The organism is Avibacterium volantium (assembly GCF_900635775.1).
Classification (GTDB): Bacteria; Pseudomonadota; Gammaproteobacteria; order Enterobacterales; family Pasteurellaceae; genus Avibacterium; species Avibacterium volantium.
On sequence record NZ_LR134167.1, the window covers coordinates 1,636,648 to 1,655,297 of the forward strand.

An 18,650-nucleotide genomic window follows, 5' to 3' on the forward strand; every position below is an offset into this window, starting at 1 on the left:
TTATTCTCCCTTTGCTGCTTTCACGACTTCGCTTGCCGCTTGTTGTAAACTTTGTGCTGAAATAATGTTGGTATCACTTTCTGCCAGCATTGCACGGCCTAACTCCGCATTGGTTCCCTCTAAACGCACCACCACAGGTACATTTACGCCCACTTCTTTACTGGCTGCGATAATGCCTTCGGCGATGAGATCACAACGTACAATGCCACCAAAAATATTAACTAAAATAGCTTTCACCGAAGGATCGGTTAAGATGATTTTAAAGGCTTCTGCCACACGTTCTTTGGTTGCACCGCCGCCCACGTCAAGGAAGTTGGCTGGCTGTCCGCCGTATAATTTCACAATATCCATTGTTCCCATTGCTAGCCCTGCGCCATTAACCATACAGCCAATGTTGCCATCTAAGGCAACATAGTTGAGATTCCATTTTTCTGCTTGGGCTTCACGAGGATCTTCTTGGCTCAGATCGCGCATTGCAAGCAAATCTGGGTGGCGATATAAGGCATTGCTGTCCACCACCACTTTGGCATCAAGACAATCAAGATCGCCATTGTCTAAAATCACCAATGGATTCACTTCTAATAATGCCAGATCTTTTTCAATAAATAAGCGGCTGAGCTGACAAAATAGATCAGTAAATTGCTTGATTTGTTTGCCCTCTAAGCCGAGTTTAAAAGCTAATTCTCTGCCTTGATATGGCATTCCGCCAACCAATAAATCAATGCTGGTGCGATGTAATAAGTGCGGTGTTTTTTCCGCCACTTCTTCAATATTCACGCCACCTTCTGTGGAAACCATAAAGACAATTTGTTGCGAGCTACGATCGACAATAGCGCTGAGATACAGCTCTTTTTTAACCGCCACGCAACCTGTTACATAAATTTGATTGATAGGCTGCCCTTTGGCATCGGTTTGAAAGGTAATCAAACGCTTGCCTAAAAATTTGTCAAAAAACGCCCGCACTTCTTGTTCTGAGCTAACCACTTGCACGCCGCCCGCTTTGCCACGTCCGCCTGCGTGAACTTGGCATTTCAGCACCCATTTTGAGCCACCTAATTTTTTGATGGCTTCTAATCCTTGTTCTAGAGTTTCGCACGCATAGCCCTCACCAACAGGCAAGCCGTATTGGGCGAAAAGTTGTTTTGCTTGATATTCGTGTAAATTCATAGATTTATCTTTCTCCCTTTTATCGCTATATGCTTCATCATATCCGCATATCAATGAATAAAAATAAGGCGATAAGATCCCTTATCGCCCTATGTTAAGACTACACTTCTAATAATAAACGCGTTGGATCTTCCAACATTTCTTTAATGGTGACTAAGAAACCCACACTTTCACGTCCGTCAATTAAGCGGTGATCGTAAGAAAGAGCAAGATACATCATTGGGCGAATCACCACTTCACCATTCACTGCCACTGGACGATCTTTAATGGCGTGCATACCTAAAATCGCACTTTGTGGAGGGTTGATGATTGGTGTGGACATCAGTGATCCAAACACACCGCCGTTAGTAATCGTGAAGTTTCCACCAGTGAGATCTTCCACCGTTAATTTACCATCACGACCTTTTTCTGCTAATACTTTGATTTGCTTTTCAATTTCCGCCATACTCAGCTTATCGCAATTGCGTAACACTGGGGTGACCAAACCGCGTGGGGTGGAAACGGCAATGCTGATGTCGAAATAGTTGTGATACACAATGTCATCACCGTCAATAGACGCATTCACTTCTGGATAGCGTTTTAATGCTTCCACTACGGCTTTCACATAGAAAGACATAAAGCCTAAGCGAGTATCGTGAGATTTCTCAAATTTCTCTGCATACTTTTTACGCAACTGCATAATCGGTTGCATATCCACTTCGTTGAAGGTAGTAAGCATTGCCGTGCTGTTTTTCGCTTCTAATAAACGCTCTGCCACGCGCTTACGCAAACGGGTCATTGGCACACGTTTTTCATCACGCCCTGATATATTTAATGCCGGTGCTTCAGGCGCTTGTGGCTGAGATTGCGCTTGCGCGGTTTTTTGCGCCGCTTTTTGTGCTACAGTGCGTTCAATGTCTTCACGCGTGATGCGTCCGCCCACGCCAGTACCTTGCACTTCTTCTGCTTTAAGATCGTTTTCTGCCAATAAACGGCGTGCCGCTGGGCTAACTACATCGGCGTTAGTCGGTTCTGATGTTAAGTTGGCTAAATGACGATCCGCTGGCGTGCTTTCCACTTTTTGTACGCTTTCTTTGGTGGCATTGCCTGCCGCCGCTAAGGCTGAAACTTTACCTAACACTTGGTTGCTAATCACCGTTGCTCCCTCGGCTTCGATGATGCTTTCTAGCACACCATCAGCAACCGCTGGCACTTCAAGCACGACTTTGTCGGTTTCAATTTCGACTAAAACTTCATCACGTTTTACTTCATCGCCCACTTTTTTATGCCAAGTGGCAACCGTTGCATCTGCCACAGATTCAGGTAGCACGGGAGTTAAAATCTCAAAATCGCTCATTTTTCTGTTCCTTCTTTGGTTTGCGTTTTATTTGCATTCGGTTGTACAAAAGTGCGGTGATTTTTGACCGCACTTTTTGCTTACAAATTATTCTAAAGCCTCATTCACTAAGGCGCGTTGCTGCTCATTATGTAACGACATATAGCCCACCGCTGGCGATGCTGAAGCCGGTCTGCCCACATAACGCAGTTTGCCATGTTCTGGCAATGAACTGACAAAGTTATGTTGGCTACAATACCACGCACCTTGGTTTTGCGGTTCTTCTTGACACCATACATAATCAGTAACCTGATGATAAGGGGCAAGCGCCGCTTTCATTTCTTCGTGCGGATAAGGATAAAGCTGTTCCACGCGCACAATCGCCACATCGGTTTGGTTATTTTTGCGGCGTTGTTCTAATAAATCGTAATACACTTTACCCGAACACATTACCACACGTTTCACTTGTTTTGGATCGAGCTTGTCAATTTCGCCAATCACGTTTTGATAAGTGCCGTTTACCAACTCTTCTTTGCTGGACACCGCAAGTGGGTGGCGCAGTAAGGATTTTGGTGTGATCACAATCAATGGACGGCGCACTTTACGCAACATTTGGCGGCGTAATAAATGATAAATTTGTGCTGGAGTTGATGGCACGCAAACTTGCATATTTTGTTGCGCACAAAGCTGTAAATAACGCTCTAAACGGGCAGATGAATGCTCTGGCCCTTGCCCTTCATAGCCGTGAGGTAATAGCATCACTAAACCACACATTCTGCCCCATTTTTGTTCGCCTGAGCTGATAAATTGGTCAATCACCACTTGCGCGACGTTGGCGAAATCACCGAATTGTGCTTCCCAAATGGTGAGCGTTTTTGGTGTCGCTGTGGCATAGCCATATTCATAAGCCAGCACCGCTTCTTCTGAAAGCACGGAATCCCACACTTCAAAATGCCCTTGCTGATTGTGCAAATGGGTAAGTGGGGTATAAATTGTGGCATCTTTTTGGCTATGTAAAACAGAATGACGGTGGAAGAATGTGCCACGCCCTGCGTCTTCACCAGATAAGCGAACGTTATAGCCTTCGTCCAACAAGGTGGCGTAAGCCATTGTTTCTGCCATTCCCCAATCAAATGGTTTTTCGCCTTTTGCCATTAGACGGCGATCATCATAGATTTTTTTCACCCGTGAATGAAGTGGGTGATTTTCTGGATATTCACAAACTTTGAGAGCTAAATCGGTGAAACGTTGTTCATCAAAACTGCCTTCATAATCTGACCATTCTTGGCTGAGGAATTTCATCCAATCAGAGGCTTCCACATCGCGTTCGCGCCATTCAGGTACAACACAATCACCATTATCTAAGGCATCACGATAATCATTCATTAACGCTAAACTGTAAGCCTCATCAATCACATTATCAGCAATTAAGCGATCGGCATACACTTTGCGTGGAGTTGGATGGCGCTTAATGCGCTCATACATTAACGGCTGGGTAACCGAAGGTTCATCGGCTTCGTTATGTCCGTGACGACGATAAGAAACGAGATCGATAAAAATATCACGCTTGAATTTGGTTCTAAATTCCACCGCCATTTGTGCCGCATACGCCACGGCTTCAGGATCATCACCATTCACGTGAATAACTGGCGCTTCGATCATTTTCGCAATATCGGTACTGTATTCAGTAGAACGGGTATCGTGCGGATTCGAGGTGGTGAAACCGATTTGGTTGTTGATCACGATACGAATCGTCCCGCCTACGCTATAACCACGGGTTGCCGACATATTCAATGTTTCTTGCACCACGCCCTGCCCTGCTACTGCGGAATCACCGTGTACCGTAATCGGCAACACTTGCGAGCGTTCTACATCGTTAATACGGGTTTGTCTAGCACGCACTGAACCCAGTACCACTGGGTTTACAATTTCTAAGTGAGATGGGTTAAACGCAAGCGCTAAATGCACTAAGCCATCATTGGTCATAAAATCAGAAGAAAAACCTTGGTGATATTTCACATCACCCGTTCCGTTACCCTGATGTTTTCCTGCAAATTCATCAAATAATTCCGCCGGTTTTTTGCCTAGCACGTTCACCAATAAATTCAAACGTCCACGGTGTGCCATTCCCATTACAATTTCTTTAATGCCGTTTTTGGGCCCTTGACGGATAATTTCTTTCATTAGCAAGATAAACGCATCACTGCCTTCAAGAGAAAAACGTTTTGCCCCTGGGAATTTTGCCCCAAGATAGCGTTCTAAACCGTCTGCGGCGGTGAGTTCTTCAAGGAATTTAAGCTGTTCTTGTTTGCTAAATAAAGGTTGATTTAACCAATTTTCTAACTTTTTCTGTAACCAAGTTCTTGCTTCCAGATCATTAACGTGCATAAACTCTAAGCCGATCGTACCACAATAAGTGTTTTTTAATGACGTGGTTAGTTCACGTAAGCTAATTTGTTCTTTGTTGTAAACATAGCCACCTATATCAAACACTTCATCAAGATCGGCATCACTAAAACCATAGAATTTATAATCTAAAGTTGGTGCATCCATACGCTGCCAAATTTTTAGTGGGTCAAGATCAGCGTGCAAATGTCCACGGTTACGGTGCGCATTCACCCATTGTAATACTTTAACTAATCTTGCACTCACTTTAGGATCAATGACACTTACCCCATCAGCACCATTATCACGTGCTAAACGTTTAAAATATTGACGAATTGGGGTGTGCGCTTGCTCAACTTCAGTGTGTTTTGGCAATGTATTAAAAATTTGTTGCCAGCTTTCATCGACAGAATGGGGATCTTGGAGATAGTTTTCATAAAGTTCTTCAATATAAGATTGGTTTGCTCCGTTTAAAGAGCTAGAGGCTAACCATTCACTGATTGGGCTCATTTGTTTCATTAAAATCACCTGATTTGATTTATTAAACATACACAATAGAGTGAGAATTTTTCTATTATACATAGGTTTATACAACAAAACCGCTATGTTTTCACGTTCTCTATTTTGCTGATTAGTTTAAAAACAAATTGCCAAAATAAGCAACTGTTCCACTTAACAAAACATTAACATTTTTTTCATTTTTTGATCTTTATCTCATTTTTGAAAAAATAACATTTTTTTAACAGGATTTTTTTGCTAATTATAAAGACAGTTTAGAGAGAAAAGGTTATAGTGAAGTGAAAAACAATTCTAAAATCATTTATACACAACTATACACAACATTATTAGACAACTAACTTCATACTCAACCAGATAACTACAAGAGGAGTGTTTATGAGCGAATTAAGCGCAAAATTAACATTAAGTGATGGACGTGAACTGGAACTGCCTGTAAGACAAGGTACTTTAGGTTATGACGTTGTTGATGTGCAATCATTAGTCAAAAATAAACTTTTTACCTTTGACCCTGGGTTTATGTCCACCGCATCTTGCGTTTCAGAGATAACCTACATTGATGGCGATGAGGGCGTTTTATTACACCGTGGCTACCCGATTGATCAATTAGCAAAAAATGGAACTTATCTTGAAGTAGCACATTTATTACTGTTCGGTGAGCGCCCTAACAAGCAAGAATATGAGAATTTTGTTCAGTTGGTACGTAAACATACACTCGTTCACGAACAAATCTCCCGTTTCTTCCACGGTTTCCGTCGCGACTCTCACCCAATGGCAATAATGTGTGGGGTAAGCGGTGCATTAGCGGCGTTCTATCACGATTCCTTGGACATTAACGACATTGAACACCGTGAGATCACCGCAATTCGTCTGCTTGCCAAAATGCCAACCCTCGCGGCGATGTGTTATAAGTATTCGATTGGGCAACCTTTTATGTTCCCACAGAATCATCTTTCTTATTCAGGCAACTTTTTATATATGATGTTTGCCACCCCGTGTGAACCTTATGTGGTTAATCCTGTATTAGAACGCGCAATGGATCGTATTTTTATCTTGCACGCAGATCACGAACAAAATGCATCTACCTCAACAGTGCGTACCGCTGCTTCATCAGGCGCTAACCCGTTTGCTTGTATCGCTGCGGGTATCGCTTCCTTATGGGGGCCTTCACACGGTGGTGCAAATGAGGCTTGTATTAATATGCTTGAAGAAATCGGCACGATTGATCGTATTCCTGAATATATTGCGCGCGCGAAAGATAAAAACGATCCTTTCCGCTTAATGGGCTTTGGCCACCGCGTGTATAAAAATTATGACCCACGCGCGAAAGTAATGCGTCAAACCTGCCACGAAGTGCTAAAAGAGTTAAATATTGATAACCCATTATTCGACGTGGCAATGGAACTAGAGCGTATCGCATTAAGCGATCAATACTTTATTGATCACAAGCTTTATCCAAATGTCGATTTCTATTCAGGCATTATTCTTAAAGCCATTGGCATTCCAACGTCAATGTTCACCGTTATCTTCGCACTGGCAAGAACCGTCGGCTGGATCGCCCACTGGAAAGAAATGTTCAAGCCAGGCAATATGAAAATCGTCCGCCCACGTCAGCTTTACACAGGCCACACAGAACGCCCATTTACGCCACTAGAGGGTAAGGAATAAAATCTATAAAAAAAGACCGCACTTAAAGTGTGGTCTTTTTTTGCAAGTTTTTAGAAACTTAAGTAAGGGGCGATTTTTTCGATGGTGGCTTCGCCGATGCCTGAGATGTTGGATAATTCTTCAACAGATTTGATTTTGCCTACTTTATTACGATATTCAACAATCGCATTCGCTTTTGCTTCACCGATGCCAGAAAGATTTTGTAAGGTTTTTGCGTCTGCTTTATTGATGTTGATTTTTTCGCCAGCATAAGATTTAGCTTGGTCTTTCAAAGATTTTGCTTTTTCTGATGCTTTGTTTTTTGCATTTTCAGCGGCTGATTTGGCGCTGTTTTTAGCTTTGGTTTCAGCAGTATTTTTGCTGTCTGCCATTTTATCTTTGGCTTTTGTTGCGCTTTCTTTCATTGAAGTAGCTTTATCTTCTACTGCTTTTTTGGCAGATTTTGCTTTGCTTTCAACAGTATTTTTGCTGTCTGCAATTTTATCTTTGGCGTTTGTTGCACTTTCTTTCATTGAAGTAGCTTTATCTTCTACTGCTTTTTTGGCAGATTTCGCTTTGCTTTCAATGGCGTTTTTGCTGTCTGCCATTTTATCTTTGGCTTTTATTGCGCTTTCTTTCATTGAAGTGGTTTTATCTTCCACGGCTTTTTTGGCAGATTTTGCTTTGCTTTCAACAGTATTTTTGCTGTCAGCCATTTTATCTTTGGCTTTTGTTGCGCTCTCTTTCATTGAGGTAGCTTTATCTTCTACTGATTTTTTGGTAGATTTTGCTTTATTTTCTACCGCACTTTTTGTATCAAGCACTTTGTCTTTTGCTTTGCTGGCTTTTTCTGTCACAAGATTTTTACCTTGTTTTACCGTGTCTTGTTTCATTGTTTGAACGGTATTTTTTACAGCGTCAGTTGCAACGTTTTTTTCCGCTGAAAAAGCGGTTGATGATACTGCCATTGCTAAACTTAATGCTAATACAGATTTTAATGCTTTCATTTTAACTCCTTAGGTTAATGACTATTCCCTTGCGGGGGTGATTGGGAATGGTTTCCCGTGAATTCCCCTATTAGTTTCCTTTTTCGTGGAAAAGTTCCTTAAATTTTATTTTTATGGATAAAAATCCGTCAAAATAATACCGCACTAGTGTAAAAAATGATTGCAACAAGAGGCAATCTAGGGTATATCTTGTTCGTCTGTAAAATTTTTGTAAAAACTTTTGTGAAAGTTTTAGGGCAACACAACATCTTTCAGGCATAAGCTTTGTTCTAAAGCGGTTAAGCCTTTCTATAAACTGAAAAGTAAAGGAGTAAAAATGAAAAAATTATTAAAACTCTCTCTTATCGCGGGTGTAGCAGCCACCTCTTTTTCTGTGCAAGCGGAAGATCAGTTTGTAACCATCGGGACAGGTGGTCAAACTGGGGTTTACTATGTGGTTGGGCAATCAATCTGTCAATTAGTGAATCGTGATACCGCAAAAACTCATATTAAATGTAACGCGCCTTCAACTGGTGCTTCTGTAGCAAACTTAAATGCAATTGCGGCAGATCAAATGGAAATGGGCATTGCGCAATCAGACTGGCAATATCACGCTTACCACGGTACAAGCTCCTTTGCGGGTAAGAAAAATGATAAATTGCGTGCAGTATTCTCAATTCACCCTGAGCCGTTCACTTTAATGGCGCGTGATGATTCAAATATTAATTCTTTTGATGATTTGAAAGGTAAACGTGTGAATGTGGGCGATCCGGGTTCTGGTACGCGCGCAACAATGAATGTAATTTTGGCAGCGAAAGGCTGGACAGACAAAGAATTTAAAGTGGCATCTGAATTAAAACCTGCTGAAATGGCATCAGTAATGTGTGATAACAATCTTGATGCAATTACCTATAACGTTGGTCACCCAAATGGTGCGTTGAAAGAAGCAGCGGCTTCTTGTAATGCTCATCTTGTTCCTGTAACTGGTGAAGCGATTGATCGTTTAGTGGCGGCAAATCCTTACTATGCGAAAGCGACTATTCCGGGTGGGTTATATCGTGGTACAGATAATCCAGTAGATACTTTCGGGGTATATGCCACTTTAGTAACATCTTCAGATGTGCCTGATGACAAAGTTTATGCGGTAGTTAAAGCGGTATTTGATAACTTCGATCGTTTTAAACGTTTACACCCTGCGTTCGCTCATCTTAAAGAAGAAGATATGATTAAAAACGCACTTTCTGCGCCATTACACGAAGGTGCAGTGCGTTACTATAAAGAACGCGGTTGGTTACAATAATCTCATCTTTATTATTTAGGCAGGCTTAGCCCTGCCTTTTTCCGTTTTCATTATTTCAAATTTTTCGGGAGATTTTATGTCCGAATCCACAAAAAAAATGGATTACGATGATCTGCAAGATATGGTCGCCTCCAATGATTCAGGCGGACGAAATCCTACTGGTGCAAGCAGAAAACTGATCGTAATTACCGCGATTTTATGGTCGGTTTTTCAACTTTATTACACCTCCCCTGTGCCATTTTGGCTACAAGAAGTCGTTCGCAATTGGGGGCTAGATATTAATGTGGTGATCGATGACACCAAGGCGCGCTCGATCCACCTTGCCTTTGCATTGTTCTTGGCCTATTTATCGTTTCCTGCTTTTGCGACCTCACCAAAACATCGTATTCCGCTGTTAGATTGGTTTTTTGCCACCCTTGGAGCATTTTTAGGTGCCTATTACATTTTCTTTTATGAAGGTTTAGTCACACGTTTCGGCGCACCCAATACGCAAGATATTATTGCTGGCTGTCTAGGCGTGTTATTGCTGTTAGAAGCCTGTCGCCGTAGCCTTGGCTTGCCTTTAGTGATTATCGCCAGTGTATTTTTGGCTTATAACTACTTCGGGCAATTCCTGCCAACAGATTGGATCATCAGCCACCGTTCAGGATCACTTTCACAAATGGTGAACCAACAATGGGTAACCACTGAGGGCGTGTTTGGTGTGGCATTAGGGGTTTCCACCAAATATGTGTTCCTTTTTGTGTTATTTGGTGCATTGCTTGATAAAGCGGGCGCGGGTAACTATTTCATTAAAACCGCTTTTGCTTATCTTGGACATCTGCGCGGTGGGCCGGCAAAAGCGGCAGTGGTGTCATCAGGCTTAACGGGGCTAATTTCAGGTTCATCTATTGCTAACGTAGTAACTACCGGAACTTTCACCATTCCAATGATGAAACGTGTAGGCTTTTCAGCAGAAAAAGCAGGCGCGGTAGAAGTGGCTTCATCGGTAAATGGACAAATTATGCCACCAGTAATGGGCGCAGCGGCTTTCTTGATGATCGAATATGTCAATATGCCATATAGCCAGCTCATCACCTATGCGGCACTGCCAGCATTGATTTCTTATATTGCATTGGTTTATATCGTGCATTTAGAAGCATTAAAAATGAACTTGCACGGCTTGCCAAGAACCGATCCACCAAATCCGTTTTTAGTGACCTTGTTAAAATTGGTCAGCACCATTTTAGTAGTGATCGGTTTAGTAATTGGCGTGGAATTTGGTTTAGGCTGGTTGAAAACCGTTGCACCGGATCATAGTTTCTTAATCGTTGCGGTGTTATTGGCGCTGATTTATCTCGCCTTAATTCGCCGTGTGTCACAATTCCCTGATTTAGAAATTGATGATCCTAATTCCCCAGTGGTAAAACTGCCGTCCGCCAAACCAACGGTAAATGCAGGCTTGCATTATTTAATTCCTGTTGTGGTGCTAATTTGGTGCTTAATGGTCGAAATGCTTTCACCAGGGCTATCTGCTTTCTGGGGAACAGTTACCTTGATGATCATTTTAGTCACTCAGCATCCGTTACTAAACTTCTTCCGTAACAAACCGATCACGAAAGATCTGTTTAAACAAGGCGTTGATGCCCTTGTTGATGGTTTAGAAACAGGCGCACGTAATATGATCGGGATTGGTATCGCCACTGCAACCGCAGGAATTATTGTCGGTGTTGTTTCACTCACTGGTTTTGGCGTACAGCTCTCTGGCATTATCGAAATGCTCTCAATGGGTAACATCTTGCTTATGCTTATCCTTGTGGCAATATTCAGCTTAATTCTAGGAATGGGCTTGCCAACCACAGCTAACTATATCGTGGTGTCATCTTTAATGGCATTAGTGATTGTAGAAGTGGGTAAACAAAATGGCTTAATCGTACCGCTGATTGCCGTGCATTTATTCGTGTTCTATTTCGGGATTATGGCTGACGTAACGCCGCCTGTGGGTCTGGCCTCTTTCGCTGCTGCGGCAGTATCTGGTGGTAGCCCAATCAAAACAGGTTTAGTGGCATTCTTTTACAGCCTAAGAACAGCGATCTTGCCATTCTTGTTCATCTTTAATACGGATCTGTTATTAATTGATGTGGGCTGGGCAAAAGGCATACTGGTTGCGGTGGTATCCACCATTGCCATACTCGCCTTTACTTCCGCCACAATGAATTACTTCATCACGAAGAACAAAGTGTGGGAAACTGTTGCCCTTATTTTTGCAGCATTTATTATTTTCCGCCCTGGTTTCTTTATGGAATATATTTCGCCAACCTCTTATCACATTGAGCCAGTGCATTTGGCACAAGAGTTGGAAAAAGTGCCAGTTGATGAAAAAATTACCGTCAAAGTGGCCGGCACCAATCCTTATGGAAAACAAATTGAGTTCTATTCTGAACTCAGCGTACCAGAAGGAAAAACCGGTGAAGAGCGCCTAAATAAACTCGGCTTAACCTTGCTCAATACAGGCGAAAGCATTGAAATTGATGGCAAAGCGACACCAAAAGTCATTATTGATATGGTTGAAATTGATTCCCCTGCCGCCAAAGCAGGCTTAAATTGGGATCAAACCCTACTCGATATTTCTTTACCAAAAGTGGCTATCGCCAAAGAATGGATGTTCATTCCGGGCTTATTGATTATTCTCCTTGTTGGATTTAATCAACGCCGTAGAGCGAAAAAACAATAAAAAATTGACCGCACTTTGTTAGGGTCTGTTGATAACTCATTTTGCATTTGAGTTATCGTTTAAAATTAGCGTAATCGCGGCGCAGTTTAAAACCAAGAGTGGTTCTCTTGGTGAGAACTGCAACAAAGAGTACGCAAATTTTAAAGCTAACCTGAAGGGCTGGGGCTATTTTTTGTGATAACTGTGTTGAACGTGGTTCGTTTAGAATGGCTAAACTTCACCCCATTCGCCTTGTTCTCACAAAAAAATAGCCACCAGCTCAAATGCAAAATGAGTTATCAACAGCCCCTAAAGTGCGGTCAAAATTTTATGAAATTAGCAAAATATAAAACGCACAACCGCAACCCAATAAAAGGATCTTATTATGTACAACAAACTGCTTATTGCCATTGATCTCAGCAATCTGAAAAGCGCAAAATATGTGGTGGACACCGCTCTTCAGCTCACCAACCACAATCCTAACGCGATTTACCGTGTTGCTACCATTATCGAACCCATTGATGACAGTTTTATCTCTGCATTCTTACCAAAAAACTTTGACAAATCTGTCATTGAAGAAGCCAACAAAACCCTACACGATTTCACCAAAGCCCACTTCCCAGAAGGCTCAAAAGTACAACATATTGTCGCCCACGGCACAATTTATGAAGAAATCAACCGTATTGCCGATGAAAAAGAAGTGGATCTCATCATTATGCTCGCCAGCAGCAAACCAAACGCCAAAGGCTTAAGCAGCAATACGGTAAAAGTGGCACGTTACGGCAAAAAACCGATTTTGGTTTTGAAGTAAAAATATAAATAAAAAAAGGAGAAAATCATTATGTACCTCCCTTTTATTTATTCAAAAAATAATTTTATCTTTGGGGCTGTAGTAGATTAGCAACAATGCTATACTACAAAAATGAAGATAACATATTGTAAATTAAAGAAATCTATACAGAAAAAACTGCTTGAGTTTTTTGTCGCAGAAGTTACTGCAAGAACGGCAGCAAATTTGCTAGATATTCAACCGAATACAGCCGCTTTGTTCTACCATAAAATCAGGCTTGTGATTGGCTATCATTTATCCCTTGAAGTTAACGAGATTTTTGAGGGGGAAATTGAACTAGACGAAAGCTATTTTGGTGGTCATCGAAAGGGAAAACGAGGACGAGGAGCGGCTGGAAAAGTTGCTGTTTTTGGGTTACTAAAACGACAAGGAAAGGTATTTACTGTTGTGGTTGAAAACACCAAGAGTGAAACATTACTCCCTGTTAAAAGAAAAATCAAGCCTGATAGCTGGGTTTATACGGACACTTATCGCAGTTATGATGCTCTTGATGTGAGTGAATTTCACCACGAACGAATCAATCATTCCGAGCTATTTGCGGTGAAACAAAATCATATTAATGGCATTGAAAATTTTTGGAATCAGGCGAAGCGGATACTGCGAAAATATAATGGAATTAACCGAAAAAACTTTCCTTTATTCTTGAAGGAATGTGAATTTCGGTTTAACTTTGGGACACCAAAAGAGCAGTTAAAAATATTGCGAAAATGGTGTGAAATTTAGGGCTAATCTACTACAGCCCCTTATCTTTTCTACATTCCCTGCAAAAACGGATTGCTTTTCTTTTCCTTGCCAATGGTCGTGTAATTTCCGTGGCCTGCAATGATGATCATTTCGTCAGGTAACGGATAAAGTTTTTCTTTAATTGAGTTCAGCAAGGTTTGATGATCACCACCGGGGAAATCTGTGCGTCCAATGCTGTTTTGAAAAAGCACATCACCAGTAAATGCAATGTTTTTGTTATGTTCAATAAAGCCGATATGCCCCGGTGTATGCCCCGGTAAATGTAACACTTCAAAATTAAAATCGCCCACCTTGATGATTTCTCCTTCTTCATTTAACCAGCGATCAGGCAAAAAGGCATTGGTTTCAAATAGCATTCCAAAGCGTTCTGCCTGTTGCGGCAAACCTTCAAACCAATAGCGATCCGCTTCGTGCGAACCCCAAATTTCTACATTAAAGTGATTTTTCAGCTTTTCTGCCGCACTAATATGATCTAAATGACCGTGAGTAAGTAAAATTAATTTTAAATTTAAGCCTAATTCTTCAATGCGTTTAATGAGCTTTTCTGCCTCACCACCAGGGTCAATAATAGCGGCATTTTTTTCATCGTCCCAAATGATTGAACAATTTTGTTGGAACGCGGTAACAGGAATAATCTCAATATTCATTTTTTGTCCTTTATTAATATTTCTTTGAAATTAAAAGAATAAAACCGCAAATTTGCTTGCGGTTTTATATGTTTGAAATGCGGATAATCAGCTTCCACGCCAAGTGCGAACAGGACCAGTATCAATATGTACGAAATTACTTCTTGGGTAATACCCTACACCGCCATTATTTAGGCTTTCCGCCGCACGTTTTACACTCGCCAATGGCACGCTATCAATCCGGAAATCAATCGCTTGCCCACGAATATGGTAGCTATTACTCGCTACGCCACGGCTTTTTCTACGCATTGCCGCATTACTTGTTGGGGAGCGATAACCACAAATAATTTGGATTTCAGTATTGCGTAAGCCTAAAGTACGCTGAATTTGATAAAACTTGGCAAATAATCTAGGATCCATTCGATGAATTTGGTTATTACGTTTATCACGCAATAAATAATCCAACTTTCTCAAACTTGCCGTAGAAAATCCTTTTGCAGGGTTAAATTCTCCCGCAAAACGATCGCCAGTATTGATATTTCTAAAGCTCAGAATACGTGGTTTTGGTGTTGAAACTATTGCTAATACTGTATTAGGTAATAAGGATACGCCCAATGCAATTCCACCAAGGGAAAGCCATTTACGGCGTTGCTGATTAATCTCGCTCATAGTAATAATTCTTTACTCTAAATTTACAATTCTTTACTTTCGACTACGTACGTTTTAATTAGTTCATAAAAAAGTAAAAAAATTTAAAAATAGTAATCACTTTTCAATGTGTTAGGCATTACATCAAATATTTTTTCACCGCATTCCAGTTTACATAGCTTAAATTCGGTGCTGAATCGTAACCATAAATATCTGGCAAGGTGTATAATTTTCCACCGTCCATCCAAGCGGTTACATAATAAAGATAAACAGGATTATCCGACCCTACATTCGCAGAAGTGGTTTTTTTACTGCCTAGCACTTTGCGTTTACGTTCATCAGACCAACCAACTTCTTTGAGCAAAATGCTTGCTAATTGATCGGATTGCTCCACACGAATACAGCCAGAACTCAATGCGCGGTCTTTCTTGTTAAACAAACTGTGGTTTGGTGTATCGTGCAAGTAAATGGCATCAGCACTTGGCATATTAAATTTATAATTACCTAAAGCACTATCCCCCGGAGCTTGACGGATACGATAAGGGAATTTACTGCCAATCGCCGTCCAGTTAATGGAATGTGGATCAATGGTGCGCCCTGAACCGTCGGTAATGGTATAACCATTGCGTGCCACATAACTTGGATCACGTTTAATTTTTGGTACTAAATCTTCATTGATTAAACGTGGCGTTGGCGTCCAAGGTGGATTAACCACAACATTACTTAATTTGCTATACATCACAGGGGTTTTGCGCGCTTGTTTTCCCACGATAACGCGTGAATTCATCACCAGTTTGCCATTACGATAATAATTAAGCTGATAACTTGGAATATTCACAAAAAGCCCGTTTGTAAACTCAGGCAAAATTCTTAAACGTTGCGTGTTGATCGCCAATTTATAGATCTGGTTACGATCCATTTTTCCTGAAGAAATTAAAGCTTCTAGCTGATATAAGGTTTGGCGATATAAATTATTTTTACCCGCAAGTTGTGCAACAAATTCAAAATTTTGATTATTTTTCACCGCACTTAACCAGCGCTGAATTTCTTGCTCTGAGGGTTCTGCACTTTTATAAGCAGTTGGAGAATATAACCATTTCTGCGCAGATTTCAGCGCATTTTGTGAATAATAAAGATAATCAAGGAATGCGTCAGTAAGCAAAATATCATAAACCAAACGATCTTTGCCTTCCGCATTATAAATGCGATCTAAATTTTGTGCCGACTGGCGAGAAATACCACTTGCCACCAATGCCGCATATTCGCGTAAAAATTGTTTCTCGGCTTTTTTATCTTCCCACAGCAACACATAATCATTTTGCGTATAAATTTTGGCAACTGCTGACTTAAACATCAACGGCTGTGTGCCAATAATATCTGTTAAGCGCTGTTCTGAACGCTGTTGCTGTTCTGCATTGAGGCGATCTTCTTCCGCTTTACGTTCTGTTGCGATTTTTTCAGCAATCGCTTTTCGTTCGAGTAAAAGCTGTTCATTCGTCAGTTTTACCATTGCCGGCGTTGAGGATTGCCCTGCATTCACCACAGGTGCAGTGTTTGCCGCAATAGCTGTTCCCACATAAGCACAAGACGTCAATAAAGCCGCGCGTGTAGCTAACTTAAATGAAGTCGTTTTTAACATTCTAGAATCCTTAAATATAAAAATCACAATAAAAAGCACCGCACTTATTAAAGTGCGGTCAGAAATTTAGTTATTTTTTCGGTGTTACTTCTGCACCCGAAAGATGATGTTTTTCATCAAAATTAATGAGATCTACCGCCATTTTTTCTGCCTCTTTTAAGTAGAAATCAGGGGCTTCATAATCTTTCGGTAAATCATCAAGTTTCTTCAATGGTTTTTTACCTTCTCGTTTAAAGCGTGCATTCAAATCTTTCAAGCGTTTTGCGTCATCTTTATCATTCTCTGCTTTGCGTTTTGCAAAATTCAATGATAAATATTTACGCTCACGGCGCTCATCTAACACTTTAAGATCTTCATTAAGCGCAATAAATTCAGGATCTTTCGCCATTCGAGCAATATGCGGAGCTTCCAGTGCATTAATTGCTTCTCTTGATTTCCCAGCCTCAGAATAAGGGGCTGGTGGCAATTTATCCCAAGGCAACGCATTATCTTCGTTTTCTTCCCCATATTCTTTCAAATCAATCAATGATGGGAACGTAATATCTGGCGCAACCCCTTTCAACTGAGTACTTCCACCATTAATACGATAGAATTTTTGAATGGTATATTGAATTAGCCCCATTGGGGTTTCTTCTGAATCAAACACAAAATTCAATGGACGGCTTTGTTGAACCGTTCCTTTACCAAAGGTATTCTGTCCAATAATAATCGCTCGGTTATAATCTTGCATTGCTGCTGCAAAAATTTCAGACGCAGAAGCACTAAAGCGATTGATCATCACTAAGAGCGGCCCTGCATAATCTTGAGTGTTATCAGGATCTTCGTGAATACGAATGCGTTGATAAGCATCTCTCACCTGAACCACTGGCCCATCGGTAATAAATAAGCCTGTTAATTCAACCACTTCTTTTAACGAACCACCGCCATTCTCACGCAAATCAATAATCAAGGCTTGTGCATTTTTCTGCTTCATTTCTGCAAGCAGTTTTTTCACATCTTCCGCTAAGCCAAGATAAAAACTTGGAATTTTAATCACGGCAATTTGCTTGCCATCAACCTTTTCCACGGTTAATTTCGCCGCCTGATCTTCCAAGCGAATTTTATCTCGAATAAGGGTAACAATGCGGGATTTTCCGCCTTTTTCTGGCTCAATTTCTAAACGAACTTTCGTGCCTTTTTTCCCTTTGATCTTGTCGATCACGTCATCTAAACGCCAACCAACAACATCTTCAATTTCGCCTTTTGCCTGACCGACACCAACGATTTTATCACCCGGCTTAATTTTTTTACTGCGATCGGCCGGCGCACCAGCCACCAGTGAGCGGATAATGGTTTCCCCATCTTCCGATTGCAAGGTTGCCCCAATGCCTTCTAATGAAAGATTCATACTTTCATTAAAACTTTTTGCACTTCTTGGCGCAAGATAACTTGTGTGCGGATCGATTTCACGCGCAAAAGCATTCAAATACACTTGCACAATATCATCTGCTTTAGTTTGTGTTAAACGGCGAATTGCCAAATCATAGCGTTTCGTTAAGGTTTTCTTAATTTCACGCCAATTCTTACCTTTGAGCTTCAAATTGATGATGTCATTTTTAACACGCTGCGCCCAAAGCTCATTGGCTTCTTCTTCCGTTTTTGGCCAAGCAGCGTCTTTGCGTTCAATTTCAATTTGCGCATCTGTGGTTAAACTTGGCTCTTTGTCTAAAAGCGATAAGGCATATTTATAGCGTTCATAGCGGCGTTTCATCATTAGATCATAGATCGCAAACGCCATATCTAGCTTACCTTGGTTAAGCTGATCATCAAGCTTATCACCATATTTAGCTCGCATTTCAGCGACATCTGAAGCTAAAAAGGTATTACGGTTAAAATCTAAATTTTTTAAGTAGCGATCAAAAATCTTTTGCGAAAAGTCATCATCTAACTGAAATTTACGATAATGAGATTGGGTTAAACGCGTTGCGACACGCTTTGTTACCAACTGGTTCGTTTCAGTTGGCTCAGGAATGACAATATCTGTTGCCTTCAATTTAGGTGCAATAGCAACGGCAAGATCCGCATTAACAAATAAGGCACTTAGCACCAAACTAGCTAAGTAGCCTTTTCTTTTGTTAAACTTCATTCAAATGTCC

Annotated in this window: 13 protein-coding genes; 5 read left to right on the top strand and 8 right to left on the bottom strand. The window is 41.1% G+C overall.

Translation table 11 applies throughout. From position 1 onward, the window contains the following. The 3 genes from sucC to sucA all read right to left on the bottom strand — a co-directional run bounded on the left by sucC (position 1) and on the right by sucA (position 5,386). On the bottom strand, positions 1–1,167 hold the full coding sequence (gene sucC / locus ELZ61_RS07865) for an ADP-forming succinate--CoA ligase subunit beta (protein ID WP_126372725.1): 1,167 nt from the start codon (positions 1,165–1,167) through the stop codon (positions 1–3). A 100-nt stretch (positions 1,168–1,267) separates the two neighbouring features. Next, the gene (odhB, locus tag ELZ61_RS07870; RefSeq protein WP_126372727.1) at positions 1,268–2,503 is read right to left on the bottom strand and encodes a 2-oxoglutarate dehydrogenase complex dihydrolipoyllysine-residue succinyltransferase; all 1,236 of its coding nucleotides are present in this window, start codon (positions 2,501–2,503) and stop codon (positions 1,268–1,270) included. An 87-nt stretch (positions 2,504–2,590) separates the two neighbouring features. Beyond that, a complete protein-coding gene (gene sucA, locus ELZ61_RS07875) occupies positions 2,591–5,386 on the bottom strand; it encodes a 2-oxoglutarate dehydrogenase E1 component (protein WP_126372729.1) in 2,796 nt (931 codons plus the stop codon). Positions 5,387–5,761: 375 nt separating this feature from the next. On the opposite strand from sucA, the gene ELZ61_RS07880 reads away from it, so the two are divergent. Then, the gene (locus tag ELZ61_RS07880; protein WP_126372731.1) at positions 5,762–7,051 is read left to right on the top strand and encodes a citrate synthase; all 1,290 of its coding nucleotides are present in this window, start codon (positions 5,762–5,764) and stop codon (positions 7,049–7,051) included. A 50-nt stretch (positions 7,052–7,101) separates the two neighbouring features. Here ELZ61_RS07880 and ELZ61_RS10805 read toward each other — a convergent pair whose 3' ends face one another. Beyond that, the gene (locus tag ELZ61_RS10805; protein ID WP_241969675.1) at positions 7,102–8,037 is read right to left on the bottom strand and encodes a ComEA family DNA-binding protein; all 936 of its coding nucleotides are present in this window, start codon (positions 8,035–8,037) and stop codon (positions 7,102–7,104) included. Between the two features lie 316 nt (positions 8,038–8,353). On the opposite strand from ELZ61_RS10805, the gene ELZ61_RS07890 reads away from it, so the two are divergent. The 4 genes from ELZ61_RS07890 (at position 8,354) to ELZ61_RS07905 (ending at position 13,581) form a co-directional block, all read left to right on the top strand. Continuing rightward, positions 8,354–9,316 (top strand): TAXI family TRAP transporter solute-binding subunit, encoded by a 963-nt coding sequence (locus ELZ61_RS07890; protein ID WP_103852985.1) that lies wholly within the window; start codon positions 8,354–8,356, stop codon positions 9,314–9,316. 76 nt (positions 9,317–9,392) lie between these two features. Continuing rightward, entirely contained in the window at positions 9,393–12,029 is a 2,637-nt protein-coding gene (locus ELZ61_RS07895) for a TRAP transporter permease (RefSeq protein ID WP_126372733.1), read from the top strand. A gap of 364 nt (positions 12,030–12,393) precedes the next feature. Next, positions 12,394–12,819, top strand: coding sequence for a universal stress protein (locus ELZ61_RS07900; protein ID WP_126372735.1), 426 nt, complete (start codon positions 12,394–12,396; stop codon positions 12,817–12,819). 111 nt (positions 12,820–12,930) lie between these two features. Further along, entirely contained in the window at positions 12,931–13,581 is a 651-nt protein-coding gene (locus tag ELZ61_RS07905) for an IS1595 family transposase (RefSeq protein ID WP_126371477.1), read from the top strand. 29 nt (positions 13,582–13,610) lie between these two features. Here the strand turns inward: ELZ61_RS07905 and ELZ61_RS07910 are convergent, their stop codons facing one another. From ELZ61_RS07910 to prc, 4 genes are all read right to left on the bottom strand, one after another. Continuing rightward, the gene (locus tag ELZ61_RS07910; RefSeq protein ID WP_126372737.1) at positions 13,611–14,249 is read right to left on the bottom strand and encodes an MBL fold metallo-hydrolase; all 639 of its coding nucleotides are present in this window, start codon (positions 14,247–14,249) and stop codon (positions 13,611–13,613) included. Between the two features lie 87 nt (positions 14,250–14,336). Further along, positions 14,337–14,897, bottom strand: coding sequence for a peptidoglycan L,D-endopeptidase MepK (gene mepK / locus ELZ61_RS07915; protein ID WP_126372739.1), 561 nt, complete (start codon positions 14,895–14,897; stop codon positions 14,337–14,339). 118 nt (positions 14,898–15,015) lie between these two features. Beyond that, positions 15,016–16,515, bottom strand: a complete 1,500-nt coding sequence (locus tag ELZ61_RS07920) for a L,D-transpeptidase family protein (RefSeq protein WP_126372741.1) — start codon at positions 16,513–16,515, stop codon at positions 15,016–15,018. 70 nt (positions 16,516–16,585) lie between these two features. After that, positions 16,586–18,640 (bottom strand): carboxy terminal-processing peptidase, encoded by a 2,055-nt coding sequence (gene prc, locus ELZ61_RS07925; protein WP_126372743.1) that lies wholly within the window; start codon positions 18,638–18,640, stop codon positions 16,586–16,588. Between the last annotated feature and the right edge of the window lie 10 nt (positions 18,641–18,650).

Bases quoted from the DNA above. Each gene is read 5' to 3' on its own strand.
- sucC (WP_126372725.1), bottom strand. From the start codon at position 1,167: ATGAATTTACACGAATATCAAGCAAAACAACTTTTCGCCCAATACGGC.
- odhB (WP_126372727.1), bottom strand. From the start codon at position 2,503: ATGAGCGATTTTGAGATTTTAACTCCCGTGCTACCTGAATCTGTGGCA.
- sucA (WP_126372729.1), bottom strand. From the start codon at position 5,386: ATGAAACAAATGAGCCCAATCAGTGAATGGTTAGCCTCTAGCTCTTTA.
- ELZ61_RS07880 (WP_126372731.1), top strand. From the start codon at position 5,762: ATGAGCGAATTAAGCGCAAAATTAACATTAAGTGATGGACGTGAACTG.
- ELZ61_RS10805 (WP_241969675.1), bottom strand. From the start codon at position 8,037: ATGAAAGCATTAAAATCTGTATTAGCATTAAGTTTAGCAATGGCAGTA.
- ELZ61_RS07890 (WP_103852985.1), top strand. From the start codon at position 8,354: ATGAAAAAATTATTAAAACTCTCTCTTATCGCGGGTGTAGCAGCCACC.
- ELZ61_RS07895 (WP_126372733.1), top strand. From the start codon at position 9,393: ATGTCCGAATCCACAAAAAAAATGGATTACGATGATCTGCAAGATATG.
- ELZ61_RS07900 (WP_126372735.1), top strand. From the start codon at position 12,394: ATGTACAACAAACTGCTTATTGCCATTGATCTCAGCAATCTGAAAAGC.
- ELZ61_RS07905 (WP_126371477.1), top strand. From the start codon at position 12,931: ATGAAGATAACATATTGTAAATTAAAGAAATCTATACAGAAAAAACTG.
- ELZ61_RS07910 (WP_126372737.1), bottom strand. From the start codon at position 14,249: ATGAATATTGAGATTATTCCTGTTACCGCGTTCCAACAAAATTGTTCA.
- mepK (WP_126372739.1), bottom strand. From the start codon at position 14,897: ATGAGCGAGATTAATCAGCAACGCCGTAAATGGCTTTCCCTTGGTGGA.
- ELZ61_RS07920 (WP_126372741.1), bottom strand. From the start codon at position 16,515: ATGTTAAAAACGACTTCATTTAAGTTAGCTACACGCGCGGCTTTATTG.
- prc (WP_126372743.1), bottom strand. From the start codon at position 18,640: ATGAAGTTTAACAAAAGAAAAGGCTACTTAGCTAGTTTGGTGCTAAGT.